Origin of the sequence: Micromonospora sonchi, from assembly GCF_014646235.1 — a bacterium.
In the GTDB taxonomy this organism is placed as follows: Bacteria; Actinomycetota; Actinomycetes; order Mycobacteriales; family Micromonosporaceae; genus Micromonospora; species Micromonospora sonchi.
Genome location: NZ_BMNB01000012.1, coordinates 168,165 through 182,875 on the forward strand (window position 1 = coordinate 168,165; position 14,711 = coordinate 182,875).

At 68.5% G+C, this 14,711-nt stretch carries 19 protein-coding genes and 1 tRNA gene; 10 read left to right on the top strand and 10 right to left on the bottom strand.

The window, feature by feature from the left end; genetic code table 11:
• Window positions 1–7 precede the first annotated feature (7 nt).
• A complete protein-coding gene (locus IEY61_RS15265; protein WP_189044697.1) occupies window positions 8–658 on the bottom strand; it encodes a septal ring lytic transglycosylase RlpA family protein in 651 nt (216 codons plus the stop codon).
• A gap of 179 nt (window positions 659–837) precedes the next feature.
• On the opposite strand from IEY61_RS15265, the gene IEY61_RS15270 reads away from it, so the two are divergent.
• Complete coding sequence (locus IEY61_RS15270) at window positions 838–1,386, top strand: phosphoribosyltransferase (protein ID WP_189044699.1); 549 nt, start codon at window positions 838–840, stop codon at window positions 1,384–1,386.
• Window positions 1,387–1,462: 76 nt separating this feature from the next.
• On the opposite strand, the gene IEY61_RS15275 is transcribed toward IEY61_RS15270, so the two are convergent.
• Together IEY61_RS15275 and IEY61_RS15280 are read right to left on the bottom strand one after the other, a co-directional pair.
• Window positions 1,463–1,978 carry an alpha/beta fold hydrolase gene (locus IEY61_RS15275; protein ID WP_189044795.1) on the bottom strand — a complete coding sequence of 172 codons (516 nt, stop codon included), beginning with the start codon at window positions 1,976–1,978 and terminating at the stop codon, window positions 1,463–1,465.
• Window positions 1,979–2,051: 73 nt separating this feature from the next.
• Window positions 2,052–2,930, bottom strand: coding sequence for an LLM class flavin-dependent oxidoreductase (locus tag IEY61_RS15280; protein ID WP_189044701.1), 879 nt, complete (start codon window positions 2,928–2,930; stop codon window positions 2,052–2,054).
• A gap of 203 nt (window positions 2,931–3,133) precedes the next feature.
• Between IEY61_RS15280 and IEY61_RS15285 the strand changes: the two genes are divergently transcribed.
• On the top strand, window positions 3,134–4,285 hold the full coding sequence (locus IEY61_RS15285; RefSeq protein ID WP_189044704.1) for an MFS transporter: 1,152 nt from the start codon (window positions 3,134–3,136) through the stop codon (window positions 4,283–4,285).
• On the opposite strand, the gene cutA is transcribed toward IEY61_RS15285, so the two are convergent.
• Together cutA and IEY61_RS15295 are read right to left on the bottom strand one after the other, a co-directional pair.
• Window positions 4,275–4,595 (bottom strand): divalent-cation tolerance protein CutA, encoded by a 321-nt coding sequence (gene cutA / locus IEY61_RS15290; protein WP_189044706.1) that lies wholly within the window; start codon window positions 4,593–4,595, stop codon window positions 4,275–4,277. The genes IEY61_RS15285 and cutA overlap by 11 nt on opposite strands.
• Window positions 4,596–4,615: 20 nt before the next feature.
• Window positions 4,616–5,203: an NADPH-dependent FMN reductase gene (locus IEY61_RS15295; protein ID WP_189044709.1), complete on the bottom strand. Its 588-nt coding sequence runs from the start codon at window positions 5,201–5,203 to the stop codon at window positions 4,616–4,618.
• Between the two features lie 155 nt (window positions 5,204–5,358).
• Here IEY61_RS15295 and IEY61_RS15300 point away from each other — a divergent pair, with 155 nt between their 5' ends.
• The 3 genes from IEY61_RS15300 to IEY61_RS15310 all read left to right on the top strand — a co-directional run bounded on the left by IEY61_RS15300 (window position 5,359) and on the right by IEY61_RS15310 (window position 8,251).
• Window positions 5,359–5,856: a SigE family RNA polymerase sigma factor gene (locus IEY61_RS15300; RefSeq protein ID WP_189044711.1), complete on the top strand. Its 498-nt coding sequence runs from the start codon at window positions 5,359–5,361 to the stop codon at window positions 5,854–5,856.
• Window positions 5,853–6,950, top strand: coding sequence for a hypothetical protein (locus IEY61_RS15305; protein ID WP_189044713.1), 1,098 nt, complete (start codon window positions 5,853–5,855; stop codon window positions 6,948–6,950). The genes IEY61_RS15300 and IEY61_RS15305 overlap by 4 nt, the downstream gene beginning before the upstream one ends.
• A gap of 86 nt (window positions 6,951–7,036) precedes the next feature.
• Window positions 7,037–8,251, top strand: coding sequence for a low temperature requirement protein A (locus IEY61_RS15310; RefSeq protein ID WP_189044715.1), 1,215 nt, complete (start codon window positions 7,037–7,039; stop codon window positions 8,249–8,251).
• Window positions 8,252–8,287: 36 nt separating this feature from the next.
• Here IEY61_RS15310 and IEY61_RS15315 read toward each other — a convergent pair whose 3' ends face one another.
• The 3 genes from IEY61_RS15315 to IEY61_RS15325 all read right to left on the bottom strand — a co-directional run bounded on the left by IEY61_RS15315 (window position 8,288) and on the right by IEY61_RS15325 (window position 10,619).
• Window positions 8,288–9,028 carry a PP2C family protein-serine/threonine phosphatase gene (locus IEY61_RS15315; RefSeq protein ID WP_189044717.1) on the bottom strand — a complete coding sequence of 247 codons (741 nt, stop codon included), beginning with the start codon at window positions 9,026–9,028 and terminating at the stop codon, window positions 8,288–8,290.
• The gene (locus tag IEY61_RS15320) at window positions 9,025–9,822 is read right to left on the bottom strand and encodes a GntR family transcriptional regulator (RefSeq protein WP_189044797.1); all 798 of its coding nucleotides are present in this window, start codon (window positions 9,820–9,822) and stop codon (window positions 9,025–9,027) included. Before IEY61_RS15320 ends, IEY61_RS15315 begins: the two co-directional genes overlap by 4 nt.
• A gap of 410 nt (window positions 9,823–10,232) precedes the next feature.
• The gene (locus IEY61_RS15325) at window positions 10,233–10,619 is read right to left on the bottom strand and encodes a MerR family transcriptional regulator (protein ID WP_189044719.1); all 387 of its coding nucleotides are present in this window, start codon (window positions 10,617–10,619) and stop codon (window positions 10,233–10,235) included.
• Between the two features lie 59 nt (window positions 10,620–10,678).
• Here IEY61_RS15325 and IEY61_RS15330 point away from each other — a divergent pair, with 59 nt between their 5' ends.
• Window positions 10,679–11,572 (top strand): NAD(P)-dependent oxidoreductase, encoded by an 894-nt coding sequence (locus IEY61_RS15330; protein ID WP_229705922.1) that lies wholly within the window; start codon window positions 10,679–10,681, stop codon window positions 11,570–11,572.
• Window positions 11,573–11,653: 81 nt separating this feature from the next.
• Here IEY61_RS15330 and IEY61_RS15335 read toward each other — a convergent pair whose 3' ends face one another.
• Window positions 11,654–12,541 carry a class I SAM-dependent methyltransferase gene (locus IEY61_RS15335; protein WP_189044721.1) on the bottom strand — a complete coding sequence of 296 codons (888 nt, stop codon included), beginning with the start codon at window positions 12,539–12,541 and terminating at the stop codon, window positions 11,654–11,656.
• A gap of 168 nt (window positions 12,542–12,709) precedes the next feature.
• Here IEY61_RS15335 and IEY61_RS31220 point away from each other — a divergent pair, with 168 nt between their 5' ends.
• From IEY61_RS31220 to IEY61_RS15350, 4 genes are all read left to right on the top strand, one after another.
• The gene (locus tag IEY61_RS31220; RefSeq protein ID WP_229705923.1) at window positions 12,710–12,943 is read left to right on the top strand and encodes a winged helix-turn-helix transcriptional regulator; all 234 of its coding nucleotides are present in this window, start codon (window positions 12,710–12,712) and stop codon (window positions 12,941–12,943) included.
• A 113-nt stretch (window positions 12,944–13,056) separates the two neighbouring features.
• A complete protein-coding gene (locus tag IEY61_RS31225; RefSeq protein WP_229705924.1) occupies window positions 13,057–13,392 on the top strand; it encodes an SCP2 sterol-binding domain-containing protein in 336 nt (111 codons plus the stop codon).
• Window positions 13,393–13,500: 108 nt separating this feature from the next.
• Window positions 13,501–13,998: a GNAT family N-acetyltransferase gene (locus IEY61_RS15345; protein WP_189044723.1), complete on the top strand. Its 498-nt coding sequence runs from the start codon at window positions 13,501–13,503 to the stop codon at window positions 13,996–13,998.
• Window positions 13,999–14,014: 16 nt separating this feature from the next.
• Window positions 14,015–14,158, top strand: coding sequence for a hypothetical protein (locus IEY61_RS15350; RefSeq protein ID WP_189044725.1), 144 nt, complete (start codon window positions 14,015–14,017; stop codon window positions 14,156–14,158).
• A gap of 53 nt (window positions 14,159–14,211) precedes the next feature.
• On the opposite strand, the gene IEY61_RS15355 is transcribed toward IEY61_RS15350, so the two are convergent.
• Window positions 14,212–14,285: transfer RNA gene (locus tag IEY61_RS15355), tRNA-Gly, on the bottom strand.
• Window positions 14,286–14,711 lie beyond the last annotated feature (426 nt).

Genomic DNA, 14,711 nt, shown 5'->3' on the forward strand with positions numbered 1-14,711 from the left:
CATCGGCTCAGCCGAGCACTTCGTACCGAACGGTGATGTGGCCGAGGTCGAGCGAGGCGATCTGAGCGAACGCGGCCCGGGACAGGTCCAGGCAGCGTCCCTCGATGAACGGGCCCCGGTCGTTGATCCGCACCGTGACCGACTTGCCGTTGGCCGGGTTGGTCACCTTCACCCTGGTGTTGAAGGGCAGCGTCTTGTGGGCGGCCGTCAACTCCTCCGGGTTGAACGTCTCGCCGTTGGCGGTCATCTGCCCCTGCCAGTAGAAGGAGGCGCCGCACGAGCCGGTCTCGACCACCGGGCGAGCCGTCGTCTTCTTCGCGCTGGGCGTCGGCTTCGGACTGGGCGTACGCGGCTTGCTGCGCGACGGTGCCGTCGCGGTCCGCGACGGCACCGGACCCGCCGTCGCGCTGGCGCTCGGCGAGCCGGTCGCGCTCGGCGACGCGCTGGCACTCGGCGACGCGCTGCCGCTCGGGGTCGCCGGGTCGTACGGGTCGACGCTGGGTCCAAGGTCTACTGCGGGCGGCCGGGCAGGCTCCGCGCCGGCGGTCAGGTGCACGGCGCCGACGGTGCCCCCGACGGCAAGGGCGACGGCCACCGCGGCACTGGCCGCGAGACCAGTCGGCGTCAGCCTGCGGGTACGGGAGTGCCTACCTGCCACCGGCCCGTCCTTTCATCAACGGATCAAATCGGGTCGGACCATAACGAGAGAAGCACTTCGGAAGTCAACGTGATCATGGCGATATGACCGTAATTGCGGTGATACGTGAAGCCGATCATCCGATCCGAGGTGGGCCGGCCGGTCCGGCACCTGGCGCGACCTGGCGCACGATAGGTGCCATGGCCGCTGAGCTGAGAGAGCGCCTCGTCGAACTGTTCCGCTGGGTCGATCCCGATCCCGGCGCAAGTCACCTGGTCAGTGACATCTCCGGCTGGTGGCGGGATCCGGTGACGCTCGCCGCGCTGGGCCCGGCGCTGGTCGCCCCGTTCCGCTCGGCCCGGCCCACCGTCGTCGTCGCCCCCGCGGTCACCGGCTTCCTGCTCGGCCCACTGGCCGCCACGGCGCTCGGCGTGGGTTTCGTCCCGGCACACAAGCCAGGCGACGGACGGCTGCCCACCGGCCCCCTGACCTGGGCGCAGAGCCCGCCCGACTTCCGTGGCCGGCGAGTCGACCTGGCCGTGCGGGACCGGCACCTCGGCCCCGGCGACCGGGTGCTGGTGGTCGATGACTGGGTGGCGACCGCCGCCCAGGTGCGCGCCCTCTACGACATCTGCGCGGCCCGGGGCGCCGAGCCGGTCGGCACCTCCACCATCGTCGGCGACTGCCCACCCGCGCTCGCCGCCGACCTACACATCCACGCCCTACTGACCGCCACCGAGCTTGGCTGAAAGGAAGGGCCCCCTTTTAACGCCTCGTGTAGAGGAAGGGCCCCCTCTTAACAAACCACCACCGAGCGCCGCCGGCTCAGCGGACGAAGTCCTCGACCGCCGTACAGACCCGACCGAGCGCCTCGGCGGAGCGGGCCAGCGGGCCGGGAACCATCAGCGCGTGGTCGGCCTCCGGGATCTCCAGCACGTACCGGGTGAGCCGCCGGGCGACCGCACCGTCCCAGGACGGATCGGCGGTCCCACCGACCAGCACGAACGGGGCGGTGGCCCGGCGCAGCGCCTCGACCACCTCGTTGCGGTGCAACAGCGGGGTGAGCCAGACGGCGGCCAGGCCACGGTCGGCCGCGAGTGGTGCCGCCAGGCTGCCGAGCGACTTGCCGACCAGCAGTTGGGTGCCCTCGCCCAGAGTCGCGGCGACCTGGTCATACACCCACGGGCCACCGGTGTCCAAGCTGAAGTCCTCCGGCACCTGCCAGGAAATCCCGTGCAGCCGGAAACCGGCCCGGCGCAGCGCCTCACCGAGATAGAGGAAGAGTGGGTACCGGGTGTCGTAACCGCCTCCCGGGATGAGCACCGCACGTCGGTCCGCCATGTACGTCTCCTTTTCGTTGGCCATCGACCGTACTCCTGCCGGCCACATCGGCAACGCCACCGGCCGCAGCAGCTCAGCCGCGTAGGCCGGGGAGCAGACGGGTGGCGACATCCACCAGCACCGCCTCGTCGCCGGCGTACCAGCTGCTCTCCCGAGGCCAGTGCGTGATCACATCGGTGAAGCCCAGCTCCGCCGCGCGCCCGACCTGGTCGGCGAAGAACTGAGCGCTGCTGAGCGAGAAGACGGGTGCGGAGTCCAACGAGAGGTAGCGGTCCAGACTGGCCGGATCACGCCCCTCGGCGGTCAGCGTCGAGTCGAGCCGACCCACCAGTTCGGCGACCCCGGCCCACCAGCCGTCCAGGTCGTCCGCACCGGGACCGGTGGTCACCCACCCCTGCCCGAACCGCGCGACCAGCCGCATCGATCGCGGGCCGTTGGCGGCCACCACGAACGGCACCCGGGGAGTCTGAACGCACCCCGGGTTGTTGCGGGCATCCACAGCCGCGAACCAGTCGCCTCGCCACGTCGTCCCGTCCTTGCACAGGATCGCGTCGAGCAGTTCGGTGAACTCGCCGAACCGGTCCACCCGCTGCCGCGGGGGAAGCGTCTCCCCACCGAGCACGGCAGAGTCGAAGCCGATGCCGCCCGCCCCGAGCCCGAGCAGCAGCCGCCCGCCGGAGACGTCGTCGAGCGCGGTCACCTGCCGGGCGAAGGCGACCGGATGCCGGAAGTTCGGCGACGCGACGAGCGTGCCGAGCCGGATCCGGGCGGTCACGGTCGCGGCGGCGGTCAGGGTGGTCACGGAATCGAACCACGGACCATCCACCAGGTCGCGCCAGCCCAGATGGTCGTACGTCCAAGCGTGGTCGAAGCCCCACTCGTCGGCCTGCCGCCAGCGGCGCTGGGCCACGGACCATCGCTGGTCCGGCAGGATCACGATGCCAATCCGCATGATCGCCAGCGTACGGCGGTGAGCGCGCCAGGTCAGCCCGCGTGAGCAGCGGCACCAGTGCGGCCCGCCGTGGGCGCCCGCATCGGCCCGGCGTCCTGGCTCGTTGACGATGCGGTTGCCGGGAGTACGCAGACAAAGGGGCGGCGGTGCGGAACAACCCTGGTACTACGCCAGGGTCGACGGCGTTCCGCTTCGTCCTCCTCATGGGGGTCGTCGACCTCTTCGGAGACACCACGTACTCCGGTGGGGCGAGCATGAACGGCGTGTTCCTCGCGTCGGTCGGCGCGGGTGCCGTCGTGATCAGCATGGTGGGTGGGCTCAGCGAGTTCCTGAACTACCTCACCCGCGGGGTGTCCGGCTATTTCGCCGACCGGATTCGCAGGCGCTGGGCACTGGTCTTCGTCGGCTACGGCGTCAACCTGCTCGCCGTGCCGGCACTCGCGCTCGCCGGTCACTGGCCGCTCGCCGCCGGCCTGATCCTCCTGCAGGGCGTCGGGCGTGGCGTCCGCAAGCCACTCGTCCAGGCCATGTTGTCGTACACCACGAAGCGGTACGGCAAGGGGTGGGTCTACGGGGTGAACACGGCGCTGGATCACACGGGACGGACGCTCGGCCCGCTGCTCGTCGCCGGAGTGCTCCTCTTCACGGAAATCTTCCAGGCGGCGTACGCGCTGCTCATCATCCCGGCTGTGCTGGCGTTGGTCACATTGACGGTCGTACGGATCCGGTTCCCTGCGCCCGCTTCGTTCGAACAGCAGCAGCCTTCTGCGCCTGACCCGTCCGGACAGCAGCGGGAATTCCGCCGGTCGTACTGGCTCTACCTGGCGGCCGGTGCGTGTTTCGCGGCGGGCCTGATGAACTTCGAGTTGATCTCGTTCCATCTGTTCCGGAACGGTGTGGCACACAATTCCGTGCCGCTATATCTCGCGCTGGCCACAGGCGTGGGCGCGCTCGCCAGTCTCGGTCTCGGCAAGCTGTACGACCGGGTGGGTTTTCCCACGGTCATCGTGGGGGTGCTCGCCACGGCCACGTTCTCGCCGTTCGTGTTTCTCCTGCCGGTTCATCTCGCGCTGGTCGGGATGGCGCTCTGGGGCATCGGGCAGGCGACCCAGGACAGCCTGCTCGCCGCCCTCGTCGCAAGTGTCCTGCCGCAGGGGCGGCGCAATCTGGCGTTCGGCCTCTACTACGCCGGATACGGCGTAGGCTGGCTGGTCGGCGCGGTGGCGGCGGGTCTGCTCTACGAACAGTCCCGGGTCGCGCTCGTGTTGTTCGCGGCCGGCGCACAACTGGCCTCCGTGCCGATCTTCCTGGCTGCCCGGCTCGGTCGGCGGGCCGCGGAGGAATCTACGCCGTAGTCTCGCCCAGGACCCATCGCAGGTAGGCGGGGTTGCCGCGCACCACGGGCAGGGCGATGACGCAGGGAACATCGTACGGGTGTTCCTCGTTGGCGCGTGCCGTGATGCGCTCGACCAGACTTGCCCGCGTGTGCAGTGCCACCCGGGCCTCCGGCTCGTCGTGGACACTGTCCTGCCATCGGTAGATGGAGCGGATCGGGGCGAGGTGGTGCCCGCAGGCGGCCAGGCGGTCGTCGACCAGGCGGCGGGTGAAGGCGGCAAGCCAGTCCGCGTCCGGGCCGGTGATGATCACCTCGACTACGTCGGTCACTTCCCAAGTACATCATCCCGCTACGTCACCTGGCTGGCGGCCTGACGAGGCAGGACGGTCAGGACCCGAACGACGTGATCCCGGAACTCCGCCATGTAGTTGGTCAGGAAAGCCTTTGTGGACTCGTCGGCGACCTCACCGTTGCCTGGGAAGATCTCCGGCGTGTACTGCATGTACGCCTCGGGGGCGGTCATCTGCCGAGCGTTGCAGAAACTGAGCACGGCGCGCAGGCTCTGTTGGGCCACGGCAGTGCCGATCTGCCCGATGGATGCGCCGATCACTCCTGCCGGAATGTGGTCGAAAGAATTCTGACCCCACGGTCGGGAGGCCCAGTCGATGGCGTTCTTCAACGCGCCCGGGATCGAGCGATTGTATTCCGGAGTGACGAACAACACCGCGTCAACCTGACGAATGGCGTCTTTGAGGGCGACAGCTTCCGGCGGATAACTCGCGTCGTGGTCCGGGCTGTACAAAGGCAGGTTCCCGATCGGGATCTCGGTGAACTCGAGGTCCTTGGGTGCCAAACGGAGCAACGCTTTCGCAAGTTCCCGGTTGACAGACTTGGACGAGAGGCTTCCGACGAAATAGCCGACCTTGTACGTATCCATTCGTTCCCCTCCATCAGCGATGGCTCGGCCGGTCCGAGGTGCTCGTGTTCAAGCCTGGACCAGGAGGCCCGCGCCCGTTGCAAGTTTGCTCGGGAGGCAACCTTCGGGTGCGTCGGTGAGGTAGTAGCGGGTGACTCGTCTTCGAAGGAGAGCCCGTGGCATCAAGCGATACATTCGCTGAATTTGTGACGGCACGATCACCCGACCTTCAGCGCACCGCGTATCTGCTCACCCATGACTGGGCGCAGGCCGAGGATTTGCTGCAGACGGCCCTGGTGCGCGCATGGGGCGCGTGGGGACGGATCGACGGGAACCCCGAGCCGTACGTGCGAAGGATCATGGTGAACGTTTACGCCTCGTGGTGGCGGCGTAGATGGCGCCACGTCGAGCAGCCGATGTCTCAGTTGCCGGATCGGCGTGCGGCCGACCAGGTCTCGCGGGTGGACAGGCGCGACGAGGTGTGGCAGGCGCTGGGGAGGCTGCCCCGACGCCAGCGAGCAGTGCTGGTGCTGCGCTACTTCGAAGACATGACCGAGGCGCAGATCGCGGACGCGATGAGCATCTCGGTGGGCACGGTCAAAAGCCAGGCCAAGAAGGCCCTGGAGAAGCTGCGACTGGACGAGTCGCTGACGTTGGAGGCGTTGCACCGGTGATCGACCTCAAGGATCTGATGGATGAGCGCTCGGCTCACGGCATGCCGGGGCACGGGCGGTTAGCGGAGGTCCAGCACAAGATCCGGCGACGGCAGCGTAGGCGCGCCGTGGTGGGAACAGCGGCCGCCGCGGCAGCGCTGGCACTGGCGGCGGCCTCCACCGTGGTTCTCGGCGCGGGGCCGACTCAGCCTCCGCCCCTCGCCCCTGGATCGGCGGCCGCGTCGGCCGGACAGCCGACCGTCACTGCATCAGCCACTCCGAAACCTGTGGCGGGCCGCAAGCTCGGTCCCTTCGCCGAGCACGCCCACGGCTACCGGGTGGTTGCCGTCGGCAAGGCACCGGTTAGCTCAAAGAAGGTGGAGCTCACCTGGACGGTCAACTCGACAGACGTCCAGTTCTTCAGCTACTGCCCCGGCCTTCCGGACAAGTACATCTCGCTCGATGCCGAGATTGCGATCCACGGCGATCCCACTGGCTCCATGAACTGCATCTCGGAGTTGCATCAGGACCCGACGGCGCAAGAGTCCCGTACGGTATGGGCGAGCGTCGGGGACACGGTGACGGTCACATACACAGTCACCGGTGCTCAGGACATGAAGGGCACCGGTCGTCAGCTCGCGACTATCCCGACGCAGGGCACCCTGCACTTCGCCGTGGCCGAGAAGGTGCCGTTCGACGAGTACCCTCTGCCACCCCGGCCGACCGCACTGAAGCCCCCGACGCCGGACGGCATGGGAACCGAGCCCGGCACCAGGATCGTGCACAGCGATCCCGCAGATGCCAACAAGGCGGTCAGCATCAGCATGCCCTGGCGGCGGGGATACGACTTCACCGTGATCCCGCAGACGCCCGGCATCTACCAGGTCTCCGTCAACGGCACGGCCGTGCTCGCCGGGGAGGTCTACGACTACTCCGGCAACGGCCCGAATGCCAGCTGCCATGTCAAGCGGAACGATCAGGCGTTCTGCGTACCCGAACTCCAGTCCGTGAAGGACGGCGACCACGTCACGATCACTGTCACCGCACAGCACGCCACCGGCCCCTGGCTGGCTGAACTGCGGTCCGAATGGCAGGACTCACGAGCCCGAGGCTGACCTGCTCCCACGATCTGTGGGCAGGCCGACCAAACACCCCGTCCGACCACTATTTCGGGGAATAGTGGTCGGACGGGGTGTAGGGGGTGGTTCAGAGTATGGCCAGGGCGGGTGGACCGGCCGGCGCCGTGGCGAACAAGCAGCATCAGCAGCCGGTGGGCTTCGTGGAGCTGTTCTTCGACGTGGTGTTCGTCTTCGCGTTCACCCGGTTCTCCGAGCGGCTGGTCGAGGATTTCAGTTGGATGAATTCCTGGGCGACGCTGGTGCTGATGCTGGCCATGTGGTGGTTCTGGTACCGGGTGGTGTGGACGACCAACAGGTACGACCCGGAGCGCCCGGCCATCCAGCTCATAGTCATCGTGGCCATGCTCGGCACCCTGCTGATGTCGGCTGCGGTGCCCGCGGCGGCTCTCACCGAGCGCGGCGTGGTCTTCGCCTGGGTCTACGTCACCGTCCAGCTGCTCCGCCCTCTCTGGCTCCTGCTGGTCGGCGGCCCGAATGGTTACCCGCGACTCGTGCACGTCCGGATCCTCTTCTGGACAGCCATGTCGGCGGTGCCCTGGATTGCCGGGGCACTCGTTGAGGACGGCCTGCGGCTGGCCCTGTGGTCCGTGGCGGTCGTCATCGACTACGGCGGGGGGATTCTCGATTTCCCGACGCCACGGCTCGGCCGCGCGGGACTCCGAGGTCAGCCGATCTCGGGGGAGCATCTGACCGAACGCTGCCGCCAGCTGCTCATCATCGCGCTCGGCGAGGCGGTCTTGGCATCGGGCATCCAGTTCAGCCCGTACGGCTTCGAGCGGGACCGGACGGTGGCGTTGTTGGTGTCGTTCGTCATCACAGTGCTGCTCTGGCACCTCTACTACTACCGAGCGGGCGTACTGCTCCGCGCCGCCATCGCCTCGGCCTCGGCCCCTGCGCGCGTCAGCGAACTCGCGTCGTACGCGCACCTGATCATGGTGATCGGCATCAGCCTCAGCGCCGTGGGTGACACGCTGATCATCACGCACCCCTTCGGGCACACGAGGTGGACCTGGGTCGCGGTCATCTTCGGTGGACCCGCGCTCTTTCTGGCCGGGCGGAGCATGCTCGACTACGCGGTCTTCAGCCACATCTCCTGGTCGCGTCCAATCGGGGTGCTCCTGCTCGCCGCACTGGCCCCGGTGGCGCTCAGGCTGCCGCCGGTCGTGGTCGCCATGCTCGCCGCGGTGGTGCTGGCCGCGATCGCGCTATCCAACGTGGTTGCGTGGCGGTTGGTCCCGCGGGCGCCCGCCCCGCCGGGCATGCAGGCCGCCCGTTGACCCACGCCGGCAACCCGGGCGTCCCCGGGAGGATTCTCAACCGCCAGCACCACTCGCGCGACGAACGTCGATGACAATGATGGTGACGTTGTCGCGACCGCCTTCGTCGAGGGCCTGGGAAACGAGCTGGTCGGCGGCGCTTTCCGGGTCCTCGGCAGAGTTCAGGGTGGCTCGGACCGAGTCCGGCGGCACGTACGAACTCAGCCCATCCGAGCAGAGCAGAATCCGGTCGCCGGGATGAAGACGCAGGGTCGTCAGATCGGGAGACCGGCCGTCCCGGCGCCCGTCGAGAAAGCGGGCCAGCTTTTCGGGAAGGTACGGAACCGCCCTTGCGTCGGCCACCAGGTGTTGGTACGTGTGGTCCTCGCTCACCTGGTCCAACGTGTTCGCGAAAGATCCGACGTTGCGCATCAGGTAGGCGCGAGAGTCTCCCACGTTCCCCACGACAGCGGTGGCGCCGGACCACAGTAGGGCGACAACCGTGGTGCCCATCCCGCTCAAGCCCGGTTCCTCGCGGGTCTTCCGGCGTAGCGCCTCGCCAGCGTCACTGATGGCTCTTCCCAGGGTGTCGGCCAGGTCATCCACCTCGGCTGGGCGGTCGTACGTCTTCATGGCCTGGACCGCCGTGGCGCTCGCGATGTCACCGGCGACATGGCCGCCGAGTCCGTCGGCGACCGCATACAACCACTGCCCGTGAAGAAGGCTGTCCTCGTTGCGGCGACGGACGTGGCCAACGTGGGTCCGGCTTGCGGCATGCAACCTCAGGAGTTCCGTCATGATCGGCCTTCGGGCTCGTCGGGCCACGGCTCCTGTGCCTTCTCGTCGCGGTGCAGGACGTGGACGGTTTCGACCCGGTCGCTCGCCACGACGTACTCGGTGACCTCGACCGGCTGGTTGTCCGCACCCGACGTGCCGACCCGCACGATCTCCAGTACGGGCAGATTGGTCGGGATCTCCAGGAGATTGGCCTCCTCCTTGCTGGGCATCCGGGCTCGGTGAATCTCCATCCACCGGATGGGCCAGTGTCCGGCCTTCTCGACGCGGCGGAGCCACTCACCGGCTGCGGGGTTGGCGTCAACACCAGCGACGATCTCGGCCACGCGCGGGTGGATCCACGAGACGTTGATCTGGAAGGGCGCTTCGGACGCCGGCCCGGTCACGCGAAACCGGCGCAGCACCTCGGTGCCGGCCTCGACGCCGAGCAGCTTGGCGATGCGAGGGTCCTCCAGCCGGGCCGGTGCACTGCTGGCCGTCCCGTGGCGCACCCACACCTCTTGACCACTGGCCGAGGGGAACGAGTAGCCGGTCGCCTGCTCGTTGCGTTTGACCAGGTCCCCACGGGGGCGGCGAGGACGCATCGTGCCGTAGCGCACGGCGATACCTCGTCCCTGAACCGCCCACACGTAGCCTTCGGCCTCCAACACGGCGATGGCTCGGCCGATCGTGTCGCGGTTGGCGCCGTACTCCGCCGCGAAGTCGTTCAGTCGGGGCAGCCGGGCGCCAGGCGCCCACTCTCCGGCTTCGATCCGGCCTCGGATCTTCGACGCGATGTCCAGGTAGCGCGAGTGCACGGGCAAGAAACACTTCCCCTCTTGATTATCCGGGGACAATCCTTGACGGGCACGCCGATTGTCCCCAGACTATTGCCAAGCCATTGTCCCAGGACAACGTGGCCAGCAAAAGGCCCCGACGGGCGGCTACCCGTCGAGGCCGGCGCATCGGTCCTCGCGAAAGGAAACTCACGATGCCCGCTCAGCCTACCGTTCACCCTGCTCCGTGCGCCTCGGGCCATTTTCCGACGAGCGCCACGACCACTACTACCGGCCACCCTGGGCCCTCACCTGTCCGGCTGGACTCCCTCAGCTACGGCGAACTCGCCGTGGCCATCCACGCCGCCGGCATCCCCGCTAAGCCGAACTCGCTGACCGTCGAGCAGATCAGAGCACTCGCGTACGCCGGCGGGTCGGCTTGTGGCCTCGCGTCACGGCAGGGCACAGCCCACCGGAGTAGGCTCCGCTTGCGCGGCGATCTGCACGATGGCGTCGAGGATCCGGCGTGCGTCGAGCAGATCCTCGATGGCGGCGTCGATCCGGTCCCGCTCGTCCGCCAGTACGGGTGCCAACCCGGCGCACGCCGGCACCAGCACTTCGCCGTTGTCCGTCATGCAGGGCAGCACCTCGGCGATGACGGCCGTGTTCAAGCCGGCGGCCAGCAGCATCCGGATGCTGTTCACCCGCCGGACATCCGCCTCTTCAAACTCTCGGTACCCGCTGGCCCGGCGTACCGGCAGCAACAGGTGTTGCTCCTCGTAGTAACGAAGAGCGCGTTCACTGACTCCGGTTCGCCGGGCGAGTTCACCGATCCGCATGTGGCCCCTATCACCGCGCATTGACTCTGACGTCGGCGTGAAGCTTTAGCTTAGCCGTCATGATCTACGCACCGTCACACATGACCGGCCGCCCGGTAACCGTCCTCGGCCTAGGCAGGATGGGCAGCGCGCTCGCCGGCGCCCTGCTGGACGCCGGCAGCCGTACCGTCGTCTGGAACCGCACCGCCGACAAGGCCGAGGCCCTCGCCGCCCGGGCCGCCGTCCCGGCCGGCTCGGCCGCCGAGGCGATCCAGGCCAGCCCGTTGGTCATCGTCTGCCTGCTCGACTACGACAACGTGCGCGCGGTGCTGGAGCCCAATGCCGACGTGCTGGCCGACCGGACGCTGGTCAATCTCACCACCGGTACGCCGGAACAGGCCAGTGCTCTCGCCGATTGGGCCGGCACACACGGCGCGCACTACCTCGACGGTGCCATGATGGCCGTGCCACAAACGGTCGGTACGCCCGAAGCGTTCTTCCTCTACAGCGGATCGAGCGAGGCCTTCGATGCACATCGGCCGACCCTGGATCATCTTGCCGCCAGCCACTACCTCGGTTCGGACCCCTCCGTCGCCGAACTGTGGGACAGCGCTCTGCTCGGCAGCGGCTACGCGGCCCTGACCGGTTTTCTGCACAGCGTGGCGCTGCTCGACACCGCGGGGGTGGCGCCGACCCGCTTCCTGCCGCTGGCCACCCAGTGGCTCAACGGCATGCTGGCTTTCATGCCGGACCTCGCTCAGGAGATCGAGGCGGGCGACTACTCCAAGGGTGTGTCACCGGTCGACATGAACCGCGCCGCCGTACACAACATCAGCCAGATCAGCACCAGGCACGGTGTCGATGCCGATGTACACGCGCCCCTGCTGGCCCTGTTGGACCGGCGGATCGCCGACGGCCACCCGGCTGACAGCTTCGCCAGCATCGTCGAGGTGCTCCGCGAGCGCCGCGACTGACCGCGCGACCGACGCGTACGCCCCGTCCGGCGAGCGTACGCAGGAAGACATCACGACCAGGGCGGTGTCCAGAGCCGGTGGTCAGCGCGGAGTACCGTTGTGCTTGCGGGCTGTGCAGAGCAGGTACTCCCACTGCATGACGATCCGATTCGCGTCCCCGCCCTGGTCGTGCCGCGCCGCGAGTTGGGCGAGGTCGCGGTCCAGTGCCGCCACCCGGTCGAGGTCTCCAGCGAGCCCGCGGTACGCGGCGACCGTCGGTCCGTAGTTCGCCTTGAAGAAGTCGCGGAAGGCGTCCGGGTTGGCGAACGTGTCGACCGTGACCGTCTGCCGGCGCGCCACGACATCGATGACCTGCTCGCCGAGCAGCCCACGTACGTGCTCCTCGCTGCCCCACAGTGGTGCGGGCTGCGCGCCGGGCGGCGACGGAGGCAGGTACGGCTTCATCGCCGCGAACATCTGTCCGATGAAGCCTTCCGGTGCCCAGTTGAGCAGCCCGATCTTGCCACCCGGGCGGCAGACGCGGAGCAGCTCACCGGCACTGGCCCGGTGATGCGGGGCGAACATCACGCCCACGCAGGACAGCACGACGTCGAACTCGCCGTCGGCGTACGGCAGGGCCTCCGCGTCCGCCTCCTGCCAGTCGATCGTCACCCCGCGCTGCTCGGCCAGGGCCTGCCCGGTCGCCAGCAGGTTCGGCGTGAGGTCGGAGGCGACCACGCTCGCCCCGGCGAGCGCGGCGGGAATGGCGGCATTGCCGGTGCCTGCGGCCACGTCCAGTACCCGGTCCCCGGCTTTCACACCGGACGCCTCGACCAGCACGGCGCCCAGCTCCGGAATGATCTCCGCAACGACTGCCGGGTAGTCACCCAGCCCCCAGATGTCGCGATGCCTGGCCTTCAGCGCACGGTCGGCCTCGCCAGCGCCGCCCTGCCCCACCCCGGTCTGCGCCGTGCCGCTCTGTACCGTCATGCTCGTCTCCTCGCCCCGGCCCACCCCAAGATGTGCGCGTCCTGGTCCCGACGGTAGGAACGATCGGAACCGGGTCCTAGTACACGATCTGTACCGCCCCGACCAGGCAAGAGTCCGATCCTGGTCGCGGACTGGCTCCGCCGGCCGCCAGGATCTAGCCTGCCGCGCATGGGCTCCCCGTACTTCCAGTTCTGCCCCGTCGCCAAGGCCATGGAGCTGCTCGACGAGCGCTGGACGTTGCTGGTCGTCCGCGAGTTGGTCTGTGGGACGCAGCACTTCAACGACCTGCGACGCGGTCTGCCCCGGATGTCGCCGACGCTGCTGTCCCGGCGGCTGCAACAGCTCGTCCGGGCCGGCATCGTGGACCGGCACGTCGACGGCACTGCGTGCGGTATGTCCTGACCCAGGCCTGCCGCGAACTCCAACCGGTGGTCGAGGCGCTGGGCGCCTGGGGCGTTCGCTGGATCGGTGAACTCGGCGACCAGGACCTTGATCCAAGTTTGCTGATGTGAGACATGCACCGCAACGTCGACCACGGTGCCGTACCGGACGGGCGGACGGTCATCGAGTTCCGCTTCCCCGATGCCCCGACGAAGGCGCGCAGTTGGTGGCTGGTGATCAGCGAGGCCGGTGCCGACGTGTGCGACGCCGACCCCGGCTATGACGTGAGCGTCACCGTGACCGCCGCCCTGCGCAGCATGGTCAAGATCTGGAACGGCGACCTGACCTCGGCCGACGCGTTCCGCCGCGATCTGGTCGAGGTGCATGGCCCCACCGAGCTACGCCGCGCCGTGCCCCGATGGTTCACGCTGTCCACGTTTGCCGCCGTACCCCGACCGGCAACCGCCTGACCGGGCAGGCGTAGCGGCGGGCTCTCGGCCGGGCCGGCGCGACCCCAGGAAACATGGCGGGCGCTGCCTGGATCATCGGCGTGCCGACGGGTTGTAGCCTCGGCCGTCATGAGCTGGCTGCCTGAGGATTTCGTCCACCCCGTCTACGTGCCCGTGCCCGACACCGCGCTTCACCTGCGACCGATCCGGGAGACGGACACCGCGATCGACTACCCCGCCGTGATGGGCTCCCGAGAGCGCTTGTGGGAGATCTTCGGCCCGGCCTGGGGTTGGCCCCCGGAGACGATGACCTATGAAGAGGACCGCATCGACTTGCTGCGGCACGAGGAGGAGATAGCCGCGCATCAGTCGTTCAACTATGCGCTGCTGAACGAGGAGGAGACGGCTCTCTTCGGCTGCGTCTACATCGACCCACCTGAGCGCACCGGCTCGGACGCAGAGGTCTCCTGGTGGGTGGTGGACGACCTCGTCGGCGGCGAGGTCGAGCACGCGCTCGACGCGCTGGTGCCGCGGTGGATCGCCGCCGACTGGCCCTTCCAGCAGCCCCGTTATCTGGGTCGCGACATCACCTGGCAGGACTGGCTCGCGCTGCCGCCCGCCTCGTGACGATCTCATGGCCCGGATGGGCCACGCCTCCACCCGGGCGGCGCTGATCTGGCAGCACACAGCTCAGCAGCGTGACCGGCACATCGCAGATGGGCTCAGCGAACAGATCAAGAAGGGTCGCGATCGGGCGCGCAGCGGGCACGGCAAGCCCGAGGACTGACCGGAACGAATGAAGCCCGGGTCGGGAACGTGTCCTGACCCGGGCTTCGCACGTGGAGCGGGTGACGGGAATCGAACCCGCACTGTCAGCTTGGGAAGCTGATGTTCTGCCATTGAACTACACCCGCAGGCGGCACCACTCTACCCGAGCCACTCACCCCACGCACTCAGGGCTCCCCCCACCCCCACACCTCACCAGATCGGCCTCCACCGGCCGACATGCGACGAGCGGCCCGTAGGACGACTCATGATCCTCGCAGCTTCCCTGATGTTGCTGCCTCGCGATGGGGTGGAGGCCGCAACATCCCCGAAGTTGCTCGGATCTTGGCGAGCGGCGGGGCCTGCGGCGGCGTTGCGCCGCGGCGGGAGGCGGCCGGCGGGCGGGAGGCGGGAGGCGGCCGGCGGACCGGCGGACCGGCGGACCGGCGGACCGGCGGACCGGCGGACCGGCAAGAAGTTTCACGGACGCCGGAGATAGGCATTCTCAAATCCATCGATCGGTTGTAACGTCTGCTCCACGTTTTCCGCACGACGCGACACAACCCCCGGTCGCG